Genomic DNA, 19,802 nt, shown 5'->3' on the forward strand with positions numbered 1-19,802 from the left:
AACCCTGAAAACAAGTTTGCACAGTTTTCGGACAAAAGCATGGTTTTTACTTTAAAACCGGATATGTCCCTTGTTTATGACGATTGGCTGCTGACTGCCAAGCCAAGACTGGAATTTGAACACAAAGAGTACAAGATTGATGGGAAGGCCGGGAACACATCCGATAAAGAAGCAAAAATTATTGAATTTCAGGTGCGCAGACAATTGAAAGAAAACCTGTTTGCTTCTTACGGATGGGAAAATTTACAATGGGGCCCAAGTTTTTTATATTCTCCTTCCAATCCCTTCTTTAATGATAACGGAAAAAAAGATCTGGTTAAGGATCTTGAGGGAAAAGGCTTTTTAAAACTGGTTCTTGTTCATGATTTTTCATGGTCAACTTCTTTAATCTATAACACGGACAAAGGCGCTTTTAATGAATCGGATTTTGAAAAAACTTATGCCCTTAAAATTGACTATTCAGGAGATGATAGCTATGCTTCAGTTATCTTGTCCTACACTGATCACCGCGAAACCAGGCTGGGTGCTTTTGGCGGCACCACCTTAACGGATGCAGTCATTATATACTCAGAAGCAAGTATCCAACAGGGAAGTTTGGCCTTGTTACCTGTTGCTGTGCAAGGCCCCCTTGCCTGGGAAATGAATGCCACGAAAAAAGATAATCATACCCTGTATTCCACCCTGCTTCTCGGTATCGGCTATACATTTGAATCCGGGGACACCATGACATTTGAGTACCTCTATTATGGGCAGGGTTACGATTCAACCGAGGCCTCAAGTTTTTATCAGCTTAAAAATAACGCAGCAGATTTTTATTCCTCACAAACAGCCTTGTCAGGATATGGTACCCGGTTATTGGGAAAAACTGCCGAAAACCGGCTTGATTTTTTACGTCAAAACTATTTAATGGTGCAATATCTGAATGATGATATTATAGATGAGGTTGACTTGGTATCAAGGCTTACCTTTTGCCTTGATGACGACACATCAAGACTTTATTCATCTCTTTCCTTTGACCTGAATGACCATACGGAACTCATGCTGTCGGGCATGATAAACACAGGCGGATCTGATGCTTCTTTTGGAATATTTTTAGATCACCAGATTCAGCTGGCTGTTGAATATTCTTTTTAACCCGGGGATCTTTTAGCCCAAGGGATTGAAACATATCATGAACCATGGCAGGATATAAAAATGCTTTTATTTAAATACCACAAATTGACATTGGGTGATATTTTAAATATTTCCCTGTGCAGCCTGATCATTGCCATGGTTTTCATGCTGGTGACTTCAGAAGCGTTTACTTTTAAAATATATTTTGAATATTTTTTGATTGCACAGTGCATCGGTCTTTGTATTGGTGTGCCAAGTATTTTTATCTCTAATTATTTCAGGCCTGTAAAACCATTTTACCAATTTGTCCTGCTGACGACCTGTGTTTTAGCAGGCGCAATCTCAGGAAGTTATATTGCAAGCCCTCTGACACATCACAAATTCATAAGTTTTAAAGGTCAGATCCCGTCTCAAATGATCATTATTGCAGTCATCCTTGGATTTGTCATATCATTTGGATTTGTTATTTATGAGAACTACATCGCTTTTAAACTTTCAGCCAAAGATGAGAAACTTAAACGCCTCAGTCTTGAAAAAGAAAAACTCAATGCGGATTTAAAACTTTTACAGGCACAGGTGGAACCCCATTTTTTATTTAACACCCTTTCCAATATCCTGAGCCTGATTGATAGTGATACGAAAAAGGGTAAAAAAATGCTTGAAAATCTGACACAATATCTTCGCACCTCTTTGATCCAGTCCAGGAAGCCCTATAACCGTCTTGCGGATGAAATATACATGATCAAAACCTATCTTGATATTTTCAAAATCAGAATGGGAAATCGCCTATCCTATGGAATTGATATTCCCCACGATATCCTGAAAATTCAAATTCCCCCTATGATCATCCAGCCCCTTGTGGAAAATGCCATCAAACATGGCCTTGAACCCAAAATAGATGGAGGGAAAATTTTTCTAAAAGCCTTTGTGAAAAAAAATGTATTAACCATTGAAGTGGCTGACACGGGCATGGGAATTCAAGAAAAATCTGCTTCAGGTGTGGGAACAGGTAATATTAAAAAAAGATTAAAAGCTCTCTATGGCGAAAACGCCTCTTTATATTTTGAAGACATACGCCCAATGGGCCTTAAGGCCATCGTGGAGATACCCTATGGAAAAAATAACAGCCATCATAGCAGATGATGAAAAAGAATTAAGGCGTCACTTAGCCAAACTGTTAAATCAGCTCTGGCCTGAACTTATCATTGCAGGTGAGACGGAAAACGGACCCCAGACTCTGGATCTGGTTCACAGGCTATCCCCGGATATCGTGTTTCTGGATATTAATATGCCGGGACTCACGGGCATTGAAGTGGCCAAACAGATTTACAGGCAGTGCTCTATTGTTTTTATTACTGCCTATGATCAATATGCCATTGAAGCCTTTGAAAATGAAGCTCTTGATTATATTCTCAAACCGGTCCAAAAAAAACGGCTGTTAACCAGCATAGAACGGTGTAAGCGACGGTTTACAGGTCATGCACAAAAACAATCGGATTTAAGTTTCTTATTACAACAGTTGGAAAGAACCCTGGTAAAAGAAAAAGCCTCTCCTTTTCTGCAATGGATTCGTGCCCAGCATAGCGATTCCATACGGTTGATTCCCATTGATGATGTCCTCTTATTTAAATCAGCTGACAAATACACCCTGGTGATCACCCCAAAAAAAGAATCATTGATCCGGAAAACCATTAAAGAACTTGAGCAGGAACTTGACCCTGAAAAATTCTGGAAAATTCACAGGGGAACCATTATAAATGTTTCAGCAATATCAAAAATAAGCAAATCAATTTCGGGAAAACATGTAGTTAAAATAAACAATTATGACGAACCGCTGCTGGTCTCAAGATCGTATTCACATCTATTTAAACAGATGTGAAAAAGTTATACGGTTAGTTTGGGCTTGTAACCTTTTTGTAACCTCCTTGTGCTATTGCAATAATAATTAGATGAGGACCCATTGATTTTGTGAAAAGCACTCTGTTTTAAAAAGCCTGTCAAGGGCACCTCCTTTATTTTAAATCGAGTGCTTTCTACAAACCAATGAAACAGGTAAATATTTCAATTTTATTAGCCAAGGAGGCATTTTTAGATGAAACTCGACAGAAGAGACTTTATCAAAATTTCAGGTGCCACTGCTGCAGGAGTTGCCGTCAGCGGATTGGGATTTGACCTTAAACCTGTCAAATCCCATGCCGGCATGCTGAAAACCAAGTATGCCAAGGAGAGCACAACCATCTGCTGCTATTGCGCGGTGGGATGCGGTGCCATCGTTCATACCAGCAAGCGTGGAGACGGAAGGGTGATCAACATTGAAGGTGACCCTGACCATGTCATCAACCAGGGGGCTCTATGTTCCAAAGGGTCATCCCTTAAACAACTCACGGAAAACGAAAACCGCCATACACAACCCATGTACCGGGCACCCTACTCGGACAAATGGCAAGTCGTTTCCTGGGACTGGGCACTCAATACAATTGCCAGCAGGGTCAAAAAGACCAGGGACAAGACTTTTGAAAAAACAAATGCCAAGGGGCAGACAGTCAACAGGACAAACCGTATTGCTTCTGTTGGATCCTCTGCTCTGGATAATGAAGAATGCTGGATCTATCAGGCTTTGATGAGATCCTTGGGGCTGGTCTATGTCGAACATCAGGCCAGGATCTGACATAGTGCAACTGTAGCGGCTCTGGCAGAGTCGTTTGGACGTGGCGCTATGACAAACCACTGGATTGATCTCAAAAACAGTGATTGCATTCTCATCATGGGCAGCAATGCTGCTTCAAACCATCCCATCTCTTTTAAATATGTCACCCAGGCCATGGAAAAAGGGGCCAAGCTCATCAACGTGGACCCGAGATTTACCAGGACTTCCTCCAAGGCTGATATCTATACCGCTTTAAGATCCGGAACAGATATTGCCTTTCTGGGCGGCATGATTAAATACATTTTAGACAATAATCTTTACAATAAAGAGTATACGGAAGCTTACACCAATGCACCCTTTATCGTGGGAAAAGACTTTGGATTCAAAGACGGGCTTTTTTCCGGGTATGAAAAAAATGAAGAAGGACCGGTACTGGGAAGTTATGACAAGTCCAAATGGGCCTTTGAAATGGATGGTAACAAGGTCCCCAAAAAGGACAGGACGCTTAAGCATGAACGTTCCGTATTTCAACTCTTGAAGACCCACTACAGCCGGTATGATCTTGATAAGGTTTCCATGGTCACCGGCACTCCGAAAGAGGATCTTTTAAAGGTCTACAAAACCTATGCTGCAACCGGTGCAACAGGACTGGCCGGAACCATCATGTATGCCATGGGATGGACACAACATACCGTTGGTACCCAGAACATCCGTACCATGGCTATCATCCAGCTTCTACTGGGCAATATGGGTGTTGCTGGCGGCGGTGTAAATGCATTAAGGGGTGAATCAAATGTTCAGGGGTCTACCGACCATTGTCATTTATGGCATATCTGGCCGGGTTACCTTAAAACTGCAAGGGCTTCCAATACCAGCCTTGAAGCCTATAACACCAAATGGACACCTAAAAGCCAAGATCCGTTATCTGCCAACTGGTGGAGCAATTATCCCAAATATTCCGTGAGCATGCTCAAAGCTTTCTTTGGAGAAAATGCCACGAAATCCAACCAGTTTGGCTACAACTGGCTGCCAAAAGTGGATGATGGCAAAGTATACTCCTGGTTTGATATCTTTGATGACATGTACAAAGGCGACATTGAAGGCTTTTTTGCATGGGGCATGAACCCGGCCTGCTCAGGATCAAATGCTTCAAAAATTCGAAAATCCATGGAAAACCTGGACTGGATGGTCAATGTCAATATCTTTGACAATGAGACCGGCTCCTTCTGGAAAGGACCTGGAAAAGATCCATCTAAAATCAAAACAGAAGTATTTATGCTGCCTGCGGCTGTTTTTGTTGAAAAAGAAGGGAGCATCACCAACTCCGGCCGTTGGATGCAATGGCGGTATCAAGGCCCGAAACCCCTTGGCAACAGTCGTTCTGACGGGGATATCATTATGGAACTTGGTCATCGCATCAAGGAAAAATATAAAACTTCAGGCGGTACATTCAAAGACCCCATTGTCAATTTAAAATGGGATTATGAAACCAATGGGATGTATGATCCCCATAAAGCCGCCAAGATGATCAACGGATATTTTACAAAAGATGTGACCGTAAAAGGCAAGTTGTGCAAAAAAGGCTCTCTGGTGCCAAGCTTTGCATGGCTCCAGGCTGACGGTTCAACCTCTTCGGGCAACTGGTTATATTGCAACTCCTATACGGAAAAAGGAAACATGTCTGCCAGGAAGGGCCAAAAAGATGCACCCAATAATATCGGGCTATATCCTGAATTTGCCTGGTGCTGGCCGGTTAACAGAAGAATTATTTACAACAGGGCATCAGTCGATCCCAAGGGCCGTCCCTGGGATAAAAAAGACTGGGTTATTAAGTTTGCCGGTGATGAAAAAGATGGCAAATATGTTTCCAAAAAATGGCTTGGCGATGTGCCTGACGGTGGATGGTATCCTCTTGAAAATCCTGACGGATCAAAAAGAAAAGATGCCAAGCATCCGTTTATTATGCGAAAACACGGTCATGGGCAAATTTTTGGCCCCGGACGTAATGACGGCCCATTCTCGGAACATTACGAACCCCTTGAGTGCCCGGTTGAAAAGAACTATTTTAGTTCCCAGATGGTCAGCCCGACTGCAGTGGTATACGGCACCAAGGCAGATGCCCATTTCACCTGCGATCCGAGATTCCCGTTTGTGGGAACCACCTATCGCGTGAGTGAACACTGGCAGACAGGCCTTATGACCCGTCCCCAGGAATGGCTCATGGAACTGCAGCCCAATATGTTTGTGGAAATGAGTGAGGAACTGGCAAAGCTTCGCGGGATTAAAAACGGTGAAAGGGTGAATGTCTCAAGTGCCAGGGCAAGTGTTGAGTGTACCGCCATGGTAACAAAACGGTTTAAACCCTTTAAAATCGGGTATTCCACAGTGCATCAGGTAGGAGTTCCATGGCATTACGGCTGGCGCTGGCCATCCACCGGAACAGAGGAGAGTGCCAACCTTCTGACGCCTTCGGCCGGAGATGCCAACACCCGAATTCCTGAAACTAAGGCCTTTATGGTCAATGTGACAAAGCTTTAAAGGAGGTGATGACAACATGTCTAAATCAATATTTATAGATACGACTATCTGTACTGCCTGCAGGGCGTGCCAGGTTGCATGCAAGCAATGGCATGACCTGCCTGCTGAAAAAACAACAAACGTGGGAAGCCATCAAAATCCCCAGGATCTCTCTTTTGACACCTACAAGCTTGTCAGGATGAATGAAGAGATAGTAAACGGTCGCCTTGAATGGCTGTTTTTCCCGGATCAGTGCCGGCATTGTGTTGATGCACCCTGCCTTGAAACTGCATTTGATGAGGATGCAATCTATAGTGATCCTGCAACAGGGGCGATTCTATATACCAGGGAAACCCAAAAGCTTGATGCGGATGAGATTATTGGCTCCTGTCCATATAATATTCCCAGAAAGGCTGCGGATGGAACTATTGGCAAATGTGACATGTGCAATGACAGGATTCATAACGGGCTCAAACCCGCCTGTGTCACTGCCTGCCCCACAGGAGCCATGAGGTTTGGGGACAGAGAAGAAATTCTGGCCTTTGCTAAAAAAAGGCTTGGAAAGGTTAAACAAAAATTTCCAAAAGCCATGCTCCTGAATCCTGATGAGGTAAACGTGATCTATCTTGTCGGGTTTGATCCGCAGCTTTATTCGGATTATGCAGTGGCAAGTTCTGACAGGGGCGGTTTGAGCCGCAGTGTTGCCCTTCGTAAAATGATGGGTCCCTTTGCCAGAATGATGCGGGTATAACACCCATAATATCCTGCCCGGGGACCTGGTTCCCCGGGCAGTTATTCCAAGGATAAGGATATGATAACCATAGAACAATTGAAACAGTCTTCCGACCTGATTAAGAAAATCAGGCCCTCTTACGGACCTATTCTTGATTTTTATGCCCGTGTTTTTCTGGCCCAGGAAAAATGCAAACAGGACATCCGGATAAGTCCTGTTGTAATTGAAGAGGATCTGTTAAAAATAAAACAAAAAAATAAACTGCCATTGATTGATCAATCCGAGTTTTTAATTGATTTAAAAGCATCAGAACGATTATTTGATAAGATCTGTGACCTGGCCTATAACTTTGCGCCAAAACTGTCCTCCAACGCCCAACTCCTGAAAAATGCCGGACAAACACAATCCTTTGATCTGAAAACTCTGTTTTCAGCCATCCTTAATAATCAAAGTTCAACCCTGCATGACCTGGCTAAACGTTTGAACGTACCCGAGCAGGAACTTGTTTTTTTCGGTTATGCCAGTATTGCCCCGAGTATCCGGATTTGCTCAGAACAGCTTGAAGCCTATCTTATTGATATGCCGGATCTGAACAAAGGGTACTGCCCCGTCTGCGGCAATCACCCGGATATGGCTTTTCTGGACCCGGAAGGCAAGCGGCATTTAAAATGCTGTTTTTGTGCCCATGAATGGCATGTCAAAAGAATGGGATGTGTATTTTGTGAAAATAATGACAAAGATTCCCAGCATTATTTCTTCAGTGATGAAGAAAAAGAGTACCGGGTAAACTTATGCGACAATTGCCATAATTATATAAAATTAGTTGATTTAAGACAAATCGACCGGGCATTCTATCCTAAACTTGAACAGATCACTACCCTTCACCTTGACATGAAAGCCAGGGAAAAAGGATATACCAATGCCGGATCACTCGCCAATGACGTGTCTCTTTAATCGGATTTTTTATCGAATCCGCTGAAAACGGATCAACCCCATAACGGGAAATATCAATTGGATAGTATCGTGGTCTATGGCTCCTTCGATGATACCACCGGATTTTGTGTGCAGACGGATCCCGTCCTGGTACAGGTCCCAGCGGAATGGGGCATTATCTGTCTCTATGGACAAAAAGCCCTTGCCATCCGCCAGAAGTTCCAGACTAACCGCCACCGGGTCTATTGCTCCGGCATCAACGGCGCTATATGTACCTATCAGTTTTTCCTGCTGATCGCTGCATCCGAAAACCAGGGTTATAATCAATAGAATCAGCATTAATTTGATATATGGATTCATGATATTATCCGGCATAGATCAAATCTCCTTAGAAAACCAATCAAATTTTCTTTCCAAACGAAAGATTGTATCATAAAAAAAGACATGAACGGTCATGCCCACCCATATGAGGTCCCTCAAAAGGGTGGACCAGCTGATGTCGTCGCCCATGGAGTGGAAACAACCGCAACTGATGGGGGAGTCCCATACCAAGTTGACCGCGATGCCCACGGTGAATATAGCAAGAAATAATCCTGCAATAACGATGGAAGAACGGACCCGAATGCCGCAAACAAGAAGAATGCCGCAAACAAGTTCAATCCACGGCATGGTGATGGCCATAAAATTAACCGCCCAGTATGGAGCCATACGATAACTGGCAATGGTTTCGGCAAATTCAGCTGTATAATTTATCTTGTACATACCCGCATCGATAAACAGCCAGGCAATATAGAGTCGCAGGACCAGTGCCAGGTAGCGATGGGTGGCCAATGTTGTGGCAAGCGCAAATATCTTCATGGTTCCAACCCCATCCCCATTTTCTCCCATGCCTTGATACCTCCGGCAAACACCATAACCTTTTCATGTCCTCTTTCCAAAAGCCTGAAAGCGGTCTCTTCATCATACCTGCGGCTGATATTGCGGCCATACACAACAATGGGCCGGTCAACCTCAAGCTGGCTGTAGCGCATCATATAGATAAAATCAAACAGGGATGGCGGCAAGTTATTTGCTCCGGCAATGTGATGCTGGTTGAAAAATTCGGTGGGCCGGGCATCAAAAAACAGGGCTTGCCGAGTTTCAAACAGCTGTCGGGCCCGATCAATGTCCACATGGACCGCTGGTGAGCGAAGCCATATCTTAGGGACGACATTAACGCCGCCCGGGCTGACAAAATTATACACCAAACCCAGAACAATGCCCGCAATGAGAATCAACAACATATCCATGAAGCTGACCTTCTTAGATTGTGCTATTGTCTTTGTAATGGCGGTTTTAATGCGCTCACCGGCCTTTTCCAGGGTAACTGTGTAACGTCTGCTGTCCGAAAGTGCTTTGATGGTATTTTCCAACTCAATATTCTTTTTCTCCCGGGTCTCATTGAGTCTTTGTATGATTTCAAAGGACTTGCTGTTCCTGAGAAACACCAGAAAATTCTTTGTAAAAGCTGCAAACAGCTCAAGCTCTCCTGGACTGTACGGGGTCTGGGTGAGCCGTTCGCCAAGGCCAACAACACCCATGGCGGTTTCATCCACTTTAAAAATAAGCCCAATGGCAGTTTCAGGCAGAAAAGGCTTGAAGCAATCCATTTGTTGCGCCGATAAAATAAAGGCCTGCATCGGCTCTAGCTGCAACGCCCGGATAGATGCAAAGGCATTACCAATGCCCATCTGAGCCTGTTCTAACGATTGTTCAGTCCCCTGGGCCATCTCAAGGTTGCGATAGGTCATGTGCACCTTTTCCATGGCCTTGTCAAAATAAAAAATATAACCGCCCCCGGCACCGAAAATACCCAACAGCACCAGAAGGAAAGAATCGACTACGCCGGTACTCTCTTTGAGTGTGCTGAGTTCAGTAAAGATGTCATTAAACCCGGAAAGGCGAAAAAGGCTATGATCCAAATCCTTTTGGGTGGCTTCCATGCCAAGGGCCTGGTCCACAGACCGGTCCATCGCTTCATTCAAATCCTTTTTAAGTCCCTGCATCTTACGCTGGGCCATAACCGACTGCAGTGCAAAAATCATATTGTCGGTCAGGTTCAAAAGAAAATTGATCTCGTCATCCATATAGGTATCACTGATAATTTTGGAACCAAGCCCGATAATTCCTGAAATTTCTTTGCCCATCCGCCACCCGATCAATATCCTGATACCGGCATCATTCAATTGGAGTGATAGTTTATCATCGGTTTCGATGATGCGAAGATCCGCATGAACTCGGTAGTTTGTTATTTGCAGTGCGGAAAAATATTCTTGATTAAGTGCCTTAAAATTATTTTCGACAAAAACTATTGCTCCGGCATCTAAACCGCGGCTGACCATTTTAACCATTGGATTCTCAGGGTGGATTATACCGGAAAAGCCACGGGTAATCCCCAAAGTTCCAATGGCTGTCAAAAGACATGCCTCGATTATTCTTTCACAGGAGTCTATTTGGCTGAATTCCAGGCGTGCCTCACAAATAGATTTACGATGAAAATGCCGACGTCCAGAGGATGATGGCCCTTTCATACTGCCTGACGGTGTTTCTTTTTTCATTTGTTGACGGGTGGTGCCTTGGCGGACATCTTCTTAAGAGCAGCAAAAAATTTGTCCATATCCTTAATAATACCCAGATGGGCATAAAGCACCTGTCCATCTTTTGTGACCACCATGTTATAGGGTGTTCGCGGCTGACCCAATTTTTTGTGGATAAGAAATTTTTCATCCGGCAGAATCGGATATGGAACCTTGGATTGCTTCATATAATAGTCCACTTCCATGGGTGTGCCACCAGCTGTTATACCTAAAAATTTTACTTTCCGGGACAGGTCGGCATTTTTATTGATCCGGTGAAACAGGCGGTTGATATGGGGCCTTTGTTTGTGGCACAGAGGACAATAGACGCCCAGAATCTCAAGCACAATCAACTGAGCATCAACATCCTTAATTGAAAACCGGGTCCTGTCACCGATACCAAGATAGAGACCGTCCTTTTTCGATGCAGGCGCGTCCAGAATAATTTCCGGCAGGTTTTCGCCAGGTTTAGAAGGAGTGCCACAGAATCCGTCTTGCAGTTGCAGGCTGAAAAAAAATAGAATGACCAAAAAGCCGATAACCTGATTTTTCAAACAAACCATGGACATGATCACCTCCATATCTTAAATACTGATCCTTTGTTCACATAGTATAACAATACCCTGTGCTCCCCATGGAGGCTATCCGGCCTCCAGATAAGCTTTCGCATCTTCTTTGTCGGCAAAAACTTTGGCAAAGCGAGTGATACCCACCATTTTAAAAATCTCCTGGAAATTTTCGGAGATACCTGAAACAACCACCTTCTGCTGCTTTTTTTTGCTTTGAGAAAGCAATTGAACCAGAACGGCAATACCAGCACCATTGATGGAGGTATTTTCGTTAAAGCTCAGCAGAATATTGATGGCGTCCTCATCGCAAGCCTGCTCGTAAGCCGCCATCAACTGCTTTTCTGCCCTGGCATTAACATTCCCTAAGATTTTGATGACATGAATGTTATCCTCCTGCCGATATTCAGCGACTGAAACAAGGGTTTTGGTAATATTGAGCCGCTCCTGGGCCCGGCGCAATGCCGCATCCAGGGCCGACCGGCTGATGGGCTTGTTAATAAAATCGGTGGCCTCGTGATTCAGGGCCTCAACAGCCAGATCCATGTCTCCATGGCCGGTCATAATGATCACTTCGGTTTCCGGAGCCTGGCCTTTGATTCGATCCAAAACTGCAAACCCGTCCATTCCAGGCATCTTGATATCCGTAAACACAATGGTGGGCTTTTCGGTTTCAAATAATTTCATGCCCTCAGCGCCATTTTCCGCAAGCATTACACCATGTCCATAGAATTTCAGAAAAAGTTCAAACATGCTGAGCGTTGGTTTGTCGTCATCGATGACCAGTATTTTACGTATTGTCATATTTGCTATACCTCATGTGGCTGCCGGAAAGCTCAATCGAAAGGTAGTTCCCTGCCCTTCAAAGCTTTCGATGTTGATCTTGCCACCATAATCCTCAACAATACCGTTGGTGATGGAAAGACCCAGCCCCATGCCCTCCCCCATCTTTTTGGTAGTAAAAAAGGCCTCAAAAATCCGTTCCTTTAAAGCTGTGTCCATACCGATGCCGGTATCTGAAACAGCCAGCATAACCTGGCCGGCCCGGGCATGGGTTTCAATCAAAATACGATTGCCGTTGTCGGGTCCACCCGCCTCAAGTTTCTGATTAATGGCATCCCGTGCATTGGTAATCAGGTTGAAAATTACCTGCTCAATACGATTGCGGTGGGCCAGGATAAAAGGGATATCTTCGTCGATTTTAAGTTGAATATCAATATTTTGCAACCTAAGCTGTCGGCCGATAATGTCCAGCACACCTTGAACAGGCTTGTTGATATTGATTTTTTCTTTTGTAAAATCCGCCTTACGGCCAAAATCCCTGAGGCGGCGGATGATATCCACAGCCCGATCCACCTGGCTGCTAACCTCTTTTACGATCTGCAACAGATCCTTGTCAGAAATTTTCTCTTTCTTTTCAATCATCATGTCAATAAATTCATTGCCCATTTTGATGGCATTTAAGGGCTGATTCAATTCATGGGCAATCCCTGCGGACATCTCCCCCAGAGTAGTCATTTTGCTGGCCTGAATGAGCTGGTTATCCTTTTCCACCATCTCGGTGATATCTGTGGTAGCCAGAATTACCGCATCCCTGTTCTGATATCTGACCGGGCATGCATGAACATTCACATAAAGAAGATCTCCTCCTTTTTTCCGGCATTGGACCTTGGAACCGATAGTGGTGATCTTTCCGGCATGCTCCGCTTGAAAATCAGCCTGCTGAACCTCATCCAGCTCAAAGGACCCAATTTCGGTAAAGGTTTTTCCAATCAAATTTTCTTTTGTGTATTCATAGGTCTCTTCCGCACTGGGATTGGCGCTGAGAATAGTTAAAGTTTCACGATCCAGTACAAAGATGGGATTGGGGCCACCAGTAAAAAGGGAACGGTACTTGCTCTCTGATTCCTTGAGTTTAGCCTGTGAATCCATAATGCGGTTGGTCATGTTCATAAATGAGTTGCTCAGCTGCTGAACCTCATCTTTGACACCCATGCGATCGACACGGCCCAAATTTTGCGTAATGTCGAAGTTGCCGCGGCTGATCTCATCCGACACCTTGATCAGTTCTGTAATGGGCCGGGTGATATACTTGGACAAGTAATGGCTGATGATAAAAAACAGGATGGTTACTGCTGAAACAAACCCCAGAAAAGTGGTGCGCAGCTTTCCAATGAGTTGGTCAATGTGCTGTTTCTTCAGTCCTACATGTACCGATCCAATGCGATAAAGGCCTTCGGTAACAGGTATGGCCACATCATATACAAATTTGCCATCCAGACGCAGCAACTCGATATCATAGGTTTTTTCCGGGTCAATAGGATTGATATTGAGCAAATCCACGGGGAATTCGGTGGTAAAAGTATGGGCCAGAATCTTGCCTTGCTTATCCGTGATATAGACATAGCCCATGAGATGCTTTCGTACGCCCAGCCGGGCATCAAATATCAGGCTGATCAATTTGGGAATATCCTTTGTGAGGATGTAGCCTCTGCTGCTCTCGGCAATGCTGTGACCGATCCCCAGACCCCGCTCCTTGAGCTCGGAAGTCAGACTGGAAATGAGCACCCAGCGAGTAAACAGGGCAATGAGCACGCTGATCAATAAAATAACAGCTGTAATTAAAAAAAAGATCTTGTTCTTCAGGTTTGTATTTTCCACGCTGCTGATCAATCGTTTAACCATACAAACTTCCCATTTTTCAGATAAGTAAAGTACACCCGTTCCAATCCCTGATGATCCCGAGAATTGAAGGACAAGGGATTGGCAATGCCCAGGTCCAGTTGCCGGATCGTTTCGATGGCATTAATGAACTTTTCACGATCCAGATCCTTTCCAGCCCGTCTGAGCCCTTCCACAAGCACCCTGGCATTGACATAGCCTTCCAGGCTGACAAAATTGGGGCGATCCAGGGGGTAATATTTCTTCAGCAACTCAATGTATTCCCTGGTACCCCACAGATCTTTATCAGTTTCAGATGCTTCAGGCGGTGGTACCACCTGTGTAACGATGATCTGTTCATCGGTATGTCCCAGTATCCTTGCCAACTCATCCGCCCCCACAAAGGAGACATTATAAAACACAGATGAAAAACCTTTTGATCTGGCCAGCCTGATGAATTTGGCGCAGGGTTCATAGGTGCCGATCATCACCACAGCCTGGGCTCCCTTTGTCATAATTTTCTCCAGGCCTTCCTCTACATCCAGGGTGCCACGGATATAAGAACCCGTTGCCACCGGCACCAGGCCGTATGGCTTCAACGCAATCTCGGTTCCCTTTAAACCATCAAACCCGTAAGCATCGTACTGATAAAACACGGCTATTTTTGAAAATTTTATTTCTTCCACCAGATGCTTCACGGCAGCGCCAGTCTCCTGGTAATAGGATGCGCGGACATTGATCAGGTACCGTTTAAGCGGCTCCCTAAGAGCATTGGCGCCGGTAAACATCCCCACAACGGGAATCCTGGCATCCTCCACCAGGGGTACAATCTTAACAGTGGTAGGAGTACCCACATAACCGAACAGACAAAAAACCTTGTCTTTAACAATGAGCTTCTGGGTATTGGCTACGCACAGAGGGGGATCATACCCGTCATCATAGGCGATGACCTTGATTTTACGTTGGTAAATCCCCCCTTTATCATTCACATGATTTATATAAGCAAGGGCACCATGAAGGGTTTGTGTACCAAGGTATCCGGCATGTCCGCCTAGGGCCAGTGATGATCCAATAAGTATCTGATCACTGGTTATTCCAAATGTTCGAGAACTTGCCATCCTGTTATCGGTGGTATTCTCACAGGAATTAAAAAAAATAGACAGGATAAAAACAATTCCAATATATCTTATAGTCTGCTTCTTTTCCAAAGAATGTCTCCTTCTATCTTATTCCCTAATATATTTTTTCAAAAAGTCAGGCTCGTTCTCGATAAAAATCCGGGTTACCATGCTGCCTTCTGTAACACCGTTTGTGCCGGTAGCTGTTATTTGATGGTCCCCGATGGAGAGACGGACGGCTATTTTTTTCCCTCTGCCCAGTTCACCGTCGATATTGCTGGTCCAAACAATTCCGTCAGAAAAATCACCGGCAACAGACAAAGCTACACCTTCAAGCAGAATAGGAAAATCCGATGTATAAAAATACTGCCCATATCTGGGTGTTCGGATAAAAATTTCTGTTGAATCGTCTTCTTCAATATCAATATCTTTTGACAATTTCATATAGTCGTCTAAATGAATTTTTGGAATAAAGTCCAGTTTTTTCTTTAAATAGAATAACCGGATCTCCTTTTTTATTTTAGGCAGATTTTTATAATCTGACTTTTCATATTTATTAAACACTTTGATGATTTCGATAACCTTTTCATACTCTTTTGCTGCATATAATTTAAGCAGCTGGTTGTATCGATCATCAATTTTTGCAATGAATTCGAGTTTTATTCTTTCCTTTTCAAGCTGTGCTGCTTTCCTTTGTATTGATTCAGATCTCAAATCAATTATCAGCTTGAATACCAGATTAAATAAAACAAAGAAAAAAATGGCCAAAATTATGACAATTTGAATGGAATAGGTTATTTTTTTAGAAGGCATATCCTCATTAATACCCTTTAATTGTTACTTATAGCAATATATTCTAATGAATAAGATACCATCCGTAAAGGTTTTTTTACCTGAATTTTATTTTACTATAGATATTAAAGGTTTGCACATCAGGTTCTGTCCCCAGATCTGTTTTTAATAAGGACCGGCACTCCCGAAAAACATCCATGGCCCTGTTTTTCTGACCGGAATCCGCATATAAAATCATCAGGTTCTGGTATGCTGGTTCAAAATAGGGATCTGCCGCAAGGATGAGCTGCCAGGTTTCCACAGCCTTGTCAATCTGATCCAGTTCTTCGTGAAGCATGGCCTTTTTTTGCAAAAGCTTACCATATCTCGCCTGGAAAAGATCCCTTTTCCTTGATATCCATTCCAGATAAGGTTCTTCTGCAAAATAATCTCCCTTATAGATCCCTACAGCCTTTTCATAAAATTTAAGGGCGGTTTCAAACTTGTTGTTTCTTTCATTTTCTACAGCCCTTACACCAAAAGCAATAAATTCATCCACATCTATTGTGACAAGTTCAGGATCAAGGGATATCAACCCGGCCTTTTGAATAATATAAGAGTATCCAAATTCTTTTTTAGGATCGGGCTCTATTGCCTTGCGCAGGCGATGAAGGTTGATTTTAAAATTTTTATCTCCGGCTTTTGCCGTTGCTTTGGGCCATAAATCATCAATTAAAATTTCTTTTGGGATATCCTTTGATCCGTGAAGTACAATTGATTTAAGCAGCAGTATGGGCCGTGCACCCTCAAATGCTTTATTGTCCAACACCTTGTTGCCGCTAAGGATATTAAACTGCCCAAGGGTTTCTATCCTGATCCCGGGTAAAAGCCCTTTATACACGGGTCGTAAATTTTTAATGACCCTGTTTTTCCCTCTTTGTTTGCCAGAGGCCAGTATCCTGTCCATCTCTTCAAAGACCGATGCCTGATCACAGTGCAAAATCAGGGAGATAACATAGGGCTCAATAGATTTAATTTTATCATATGCTGCCATCAAAAGAAGAACCTTGATTAACACCCTCTCACTAATCAGGGGGAAAAAAACGTACCCTTCCTGAAAAGCGTTTTCAAGTCCCCGGCTTAAATAGTTGAAAGCAGTCTCCATCTCATTAAGCTCCCAGGATATCAAGCCCAAAGCAAAACAGGCCTCGGAACAACAAAGATCAGACGAAATGCGCTCGAAATATTCAAGGGCCGGATTCAGCATATTTTTAGCCTTTAAAAATTCCTGATTCTTAAAAAGAATCATACCGGCAAGTTGTTGTGCTAAAAAATGATGGATATCCCCTTTTTGAGCCAGATCAAGTTCTTTTAACGCCTTTTGGATCTGGTGATCCGCCTCTTTGAGCTTTCTCTCCTGTAAAAAACTTAAAGCCTTGATCCGGTGGGAAATCCCTTTATAGAAATCATTTCCTTCCAAAATTGAAAAATCATTGAGATGATTAGCCATCTGCTGTGCTTCATCAAATTTTTTTGTATAGACCAGGTGCAAGGCTTTGGCTTCGACAAATCCCGGGTATAAAAAAATCAAACCGAACTTCTCTATATCTGCTTCAGACCGGGTCAACAATTGCCTGGCAACATCAAACCTGCCGTTTTTCAGAGCAAAATCGATATCAACAATGCCTTTCAGTGCCCTGTACTCCGGATGCTGTCCCTCTTTAGTGGTCTCTTTTATTTTTAACAACATCTGTCTTGCATTTACAAAATCTCCGGCCTGAACATATCCGAATGTCATGGTAATGGATGCATTGAGCACAAGGTCAGGGTTACTGATCTGCTTGCCTAGAAGAATAGCATTCCTGCAGGCAGATACTCCTTTTGGGATGTTTCCGTCACCTGCGATATAGCCTAAGCCTATCTTTTGCCACAACGATGCTCTTGCCCAGGGGTATCTACTTTTTTGACGAATAAGCCGGAGTTGTTTTTCGCCCTTTTTAATCCACTCCAGGATCATCCCGGAAGGCTGGCGGATAAATACCGCTGCCTCAATAAGATATGCGACGGATAACAGCATGCCTCGAAGATCATGGGCCTGTTCAAAAAGCACAAGAGCCTTTTGAAAATCCCTGATATTCTTTTTCCCCCCCCTGATGCGCCGGGTCATGGTGAGAAAAAATATCAGCCAGGGATCATTCTGTATCATTTCATCCGGAAGGTGAGTAATCCATTTTTCAAGCCCGGACATCTTTCCATTGACAATATAATCTGTCCCTTTGATTTTTATAATACCAACAATATCTGAAAAAGCATCTGCCTGGCTAAAATAATTCATTGCCTGCTCATGATCTTTTCTTTCCCAGAAAAACTGCCCTGCTTTCCGATTGAGTGATTTGCAGGCTTCACTGCCTCTTGTTTTTAAAAAATCCTGCAAAAGAAAATCCCTGAACAGGTTATGGTATTTAAATTTTGGACAGCTATAGTCTGAATCGATTCTCTGGATAAACAGGTTCCTTTTTTCAAGCTCGGTTAAAATCTCCAGAGCATCAACCGGTTCAAAAAGATGGTTTACTATCTCAAGATCAATGGTATCCAAAACAGATGTTTCCGTTAAAAATTCACGGATCCGACCTGGAAGATTTTTGTAAATCTCATGTGAAAAATAATCAAAAACTTCCGAGGACAACCTGTCCGGAAGTTTTTGCAGGGTCTTAAACTGTCTTATGGATTCTGACACCAGTGTAAGCCCACCTGCCCATCCATCTGTAATCTGGTGAATCCTTTCTATATCAATGCTTTTGACTTGATCGTACCCTGCAAAAAATGATCTGGTTTCTTCAAGGGTAAATGCAAGATCATCATTGTTGAGCACGAAGATATTATGTTCCATCTTAAGACGGGGGATATTGAACCGCGGCATGCTTCTGGAGAGAATAAAAAATTTTAGCTTGTCAAATCTACCGTTAAGGATACCTTTAATAAACTGAAATCCGGATGAAGTTTCATCAAGTGATTCAAACTCATCCAGCACAATAATTACCGGAGTCGTAAGGTCTTGAAGAATAAGGGACAACCCTTCAATATGCCTTAATAATCCCTTTTCTGTTCCAAGGGTGGTGTCAGGAATGAAACCATCTGTTTTTTCCCCATTTTGTCCAGACAGCTCATGTATTCCCCTGACAATCTTATCAGACAGTTTGGTATGATCTGCATCATCCTCCGAAAGATGAAACCACAGACTAGGACTATCCGATTGTTGAAGATAGGAAGCCACAAGAGTTGATTTGCCCTGGGCAGCCTGGCCTGTGATCAAAAAATTCTGATGATGAAAATTTTCATCCAAAACCAGAAACAGGCGCGGCCGCTTGACAACATCTGAAATATGGGGAGTGCTGTATCGGGTAGTCATGGTGAGCCGGGCGGCTAATCCTCCGGCAATGTTTCTTTAAGGGTTGCCATCTTGTCAATTCCAGCCATCTGGAACACTCTTAAATAATTATAAGAAAGATTTTCCATAATAATGGCAATATTCTTTTGCTTTAAATCCTGTATGACCTCCATTAAAAGGGATATACCTGAACGATCAATGGAAAAACTGTCATCAAAAATCAGACGAACCTCTCTGATATCATTAAACACCCGGATCTTAAAAAGTGAGAGAAATGCTTCTTTTGCAGATGCGGTAAGTTTTCCCTTAACAGAAATGGCAAGACTGTCTTCCTCTTTTTTTTCTGAGAATTCAACCGGCAGGTTTTGAGGCATTTGTTTTCTTTTTTCAGCCCGGGCAAGGGCAGAATTTAATGCCTGTCTTTCAACAGGTTTAGTGATAAAATCAGACGCATTCAGATCAAGTGCCTCCACTGCCTTTTCCATATCACCATGGCCGGTGATAATAATGACTTCCGACGGCATCCCGGTTTTCCTGATCCGGCGCAACACTTCAAGGCCGTCTATACCCGGCATCTTTATATCGGTAAACACGATCTCAGGGGAAATCTCATTGAACAGGGCCAATCCTTTTTCCCCGTCTTCGGCAGTATATACGTCATATCCATAGGCTGTCAGAAAAAGTTTGAACATGGAAAGGGTTGGTTTCTCATCATCTATGACTAAAATTTTCATCTTGAT

At 43.4% G+C, this 19,802-nt stretch carries 16 protein-coding genes; 6 read left to right on the plus strand and 10 right to left on the minus strand.

Annotation, left to right across the window (positions count from 1 at the left end; all coding sequences use genetic code 11):
- The 6 genes from K8S13_RS17540 to K8S13_RS17565 form a co-directional block, all read left to right on the plus strand.
- Positions 1-1,134: hypothetical protein (locus K8S13_RS17540; protein ID WP_291464525.1), on the plus strand; the 1,134-nt coding region annotated here is incomplete at its 5' end.
- Between the two features lie 60 nt (positions 1,135-1,194).
- A complete protein-coding gene (locus K8S13_RS17545) occupies positions 1,195-2,256 on the plus strand; it encodes a sensor histidine kinase (RefSeq protein WP_291464527.1) in 1,062 nt (353 codons plus the stop codon).
- Positions 2,225-2,992 carry a LytTR family DNA-binding domain-containing protein gene (locus tag K8S13_RS17550; RefSeq protein WP_291464529.1) on the plus strand — a complete coding sequence of 256 codons (768 nt, stop codon included), beginning with the start codon at positions 2,225-2,227 and terminating at the stop codon, positions 2,990-2,992. The genes K8S13_RS17545 and K8S13_RS17550 overlap by 32 nt, the downstream gene beginning before the upstream one ends.
- A 213-nt stretch (positions 2,993-3,205) precedes the next feature.
- The gene (gene fdnG / locus K8S13_RS17555) at positions 3,206-6,298 is read left to right on the plus strand and encodes a formate dehydrogenase-N subunit alpha (protein WP_291464530.1); all 3,093 of its coding nucleotides are present in this window, start codon (positions 3,206-3,208) and stop codon (positions 6,296-6,298) included.
- Positions 6,299-6,314: 16 nt separating this feature from the next.
- On the plus strand, positions 6,315-7,028 hold the full coding sequence (locus K8S13_RS17560; protein ID WP_291464531.1) for a 4Fe-4S dicluster domain-containing protein: 714 nt from the start codon (positions 6,315-6,317) through the stop codon (positions 7,026-7,028).
- 60 nt (positions 7,029-7,088) lie between these two features.
- On the plus strand, positions 7,089-7,964 hold the full coding sequence (locus K8S13_RS17565; protein ID WP_291464533.1) for a formate dehydrogenase accessory protein FdhE: 876 nt from the start codon (positions 7,089-7,091) through the stop codon (positions 7,962-7,964).
- Positions 7,965-7,973: 9 nt separating this feature from the next.
- Here K8S13_RS17565 and K8S13_RS17570 read toward each other — a convergent pair whose 3' ends face one another.
- The 10 genes from K8S13_RS17570 to K8S13_RS17615 all read right to left on the minus strand — a co-directional run bounded on the left by K8S13_RS17570 (position 7,974) and on the right by K8S13_RS17615 (position 19,796).
- Positions 7,974-8,318, minus strand: a complete 345-nt coding sequence (locus K8S13_RS17570) for a hypothetical protein (RefSeq protein WP_291464535.1) — start codon at positions 8,316-8,318, stop codon at positions 7,974-7,976.
- A gap of 3 nt (positions 8,319-8,321) precedes the next feature.
- Complete coding sequence (locus K8S13_RS17575; RefSeq protein WP_291464537.1) at positions 8,322-8,831, minus strand: MauE/DoxX family redox-associated membrane protein; 510 nt, start codon at positions 8,829-8,831, stop codon at positions 8,322-8,324.
- The gene (locus K8S13_RS17580) at positions 8,798-10,540 is read right to left on the minus strand and encodes a rhodanese-like domain-containing protein (protein ID WP_291464539.1); all 1,743 of its coding nucleotides are present in this window, start codon (positions 10,538-10,540) and stop codon (positions 8,798-8,800) included. Before K8S13_RS17580 ends, K8S13_RS17575 begins: the two co-directional genes overlap by 34 nt.
- The gene (locus K8S13_RS17585) at positions 10,537-11,127 is read right to left on the minus strand and encodes a redoxin family protein (RefSeq protein WP_291464541.1); all 591 of its coding nucleotides are present in this window, start codon (positions 11,125-11,127) and stop codon (positions 10,537-10,539) included. The genes K8S13_RS17580 and K8S13_RS17585 overlap by 4 nt, the downstream gene beginning before the upstream one ends.
- Before the next feature lie 72 nt (positions 11,128-11,199).
- Positions 11,200-11,928, minus strand: a complete 729-nt coding sequence (locus K8S13_RS17590; RefSeq protein ID WP_291464543.1) for a response regulator — start codon at positions 11,926-11,928, stop codon at positions 11,200-11,202.
- 12 nt (positions 11,929-11,940) lie between these two features.
- Positions 11,941-13,809 carry an ATP-binding protein gene (locus tag K8S13_RS17595; RefSeq protein WP_291464545.1) on the minus strand — a complete coding sequence of 623 codons (1,869 nt, stop codon included), beginning with the start codon at positions 13,807-13,809 and terminating at the stop codon, positions 11,941-11,943.
- The gene (locus tag K8S13_RS17600) at positions 13,794-14,993 is read right to left on the minus strand and encodes an ABC transporter substrate-binding protein (protein WP_291464546.1); all 1,200 of its coding nucleotides are present in this window, start codon (positions 14,991-14,993) and stop codon (positions 13,794-13,796) included. The genes K8S13_RS17595 and K8S13_RS17600 overlap by 16 nt, the downstream gene beginning before the upstream one ends.
- Positions 14,994-15,011: 18 nt before the next feature.
- On the minus strand, positions 15,012-15,716 hold the full coding sequence (locus tag K8S13_RS17605) for a hypothetical protein (RefSeq protein WP_291464548.1): 705 nt from the start codon (positions 15,714-15,716) through the stop codon (positions 15,012-15,014).
- 76 nt (positions 15,717-15,792) lie between these two features.
- Complete coding sequence (locus K8S13_RS17610) at positions 15,793-19,083, minus strand: BTAD domain-containing putative transcriptional regulator (RefSeq protein WP_291464549.1); 3,291 nt, start codon at positions 19,081-19,083, stop codon at positions 15,793-15,795.
- Between the two features lie 14 nt (positions 19,084-19,097).
- A complete protein-coding gene (locus K8S13_RS17615) occupies positions 19,098-19,796 on the minus strand; it encodes a response regulator (protein ID WP_291464551.1) in 699 nt (232 codons plus the stop codon).
- Positions 19,797-19,802 lie beyond the last annotated feature (6 nt).

This window comes from Desulfobacula sp., assembly GCF_021107415.1.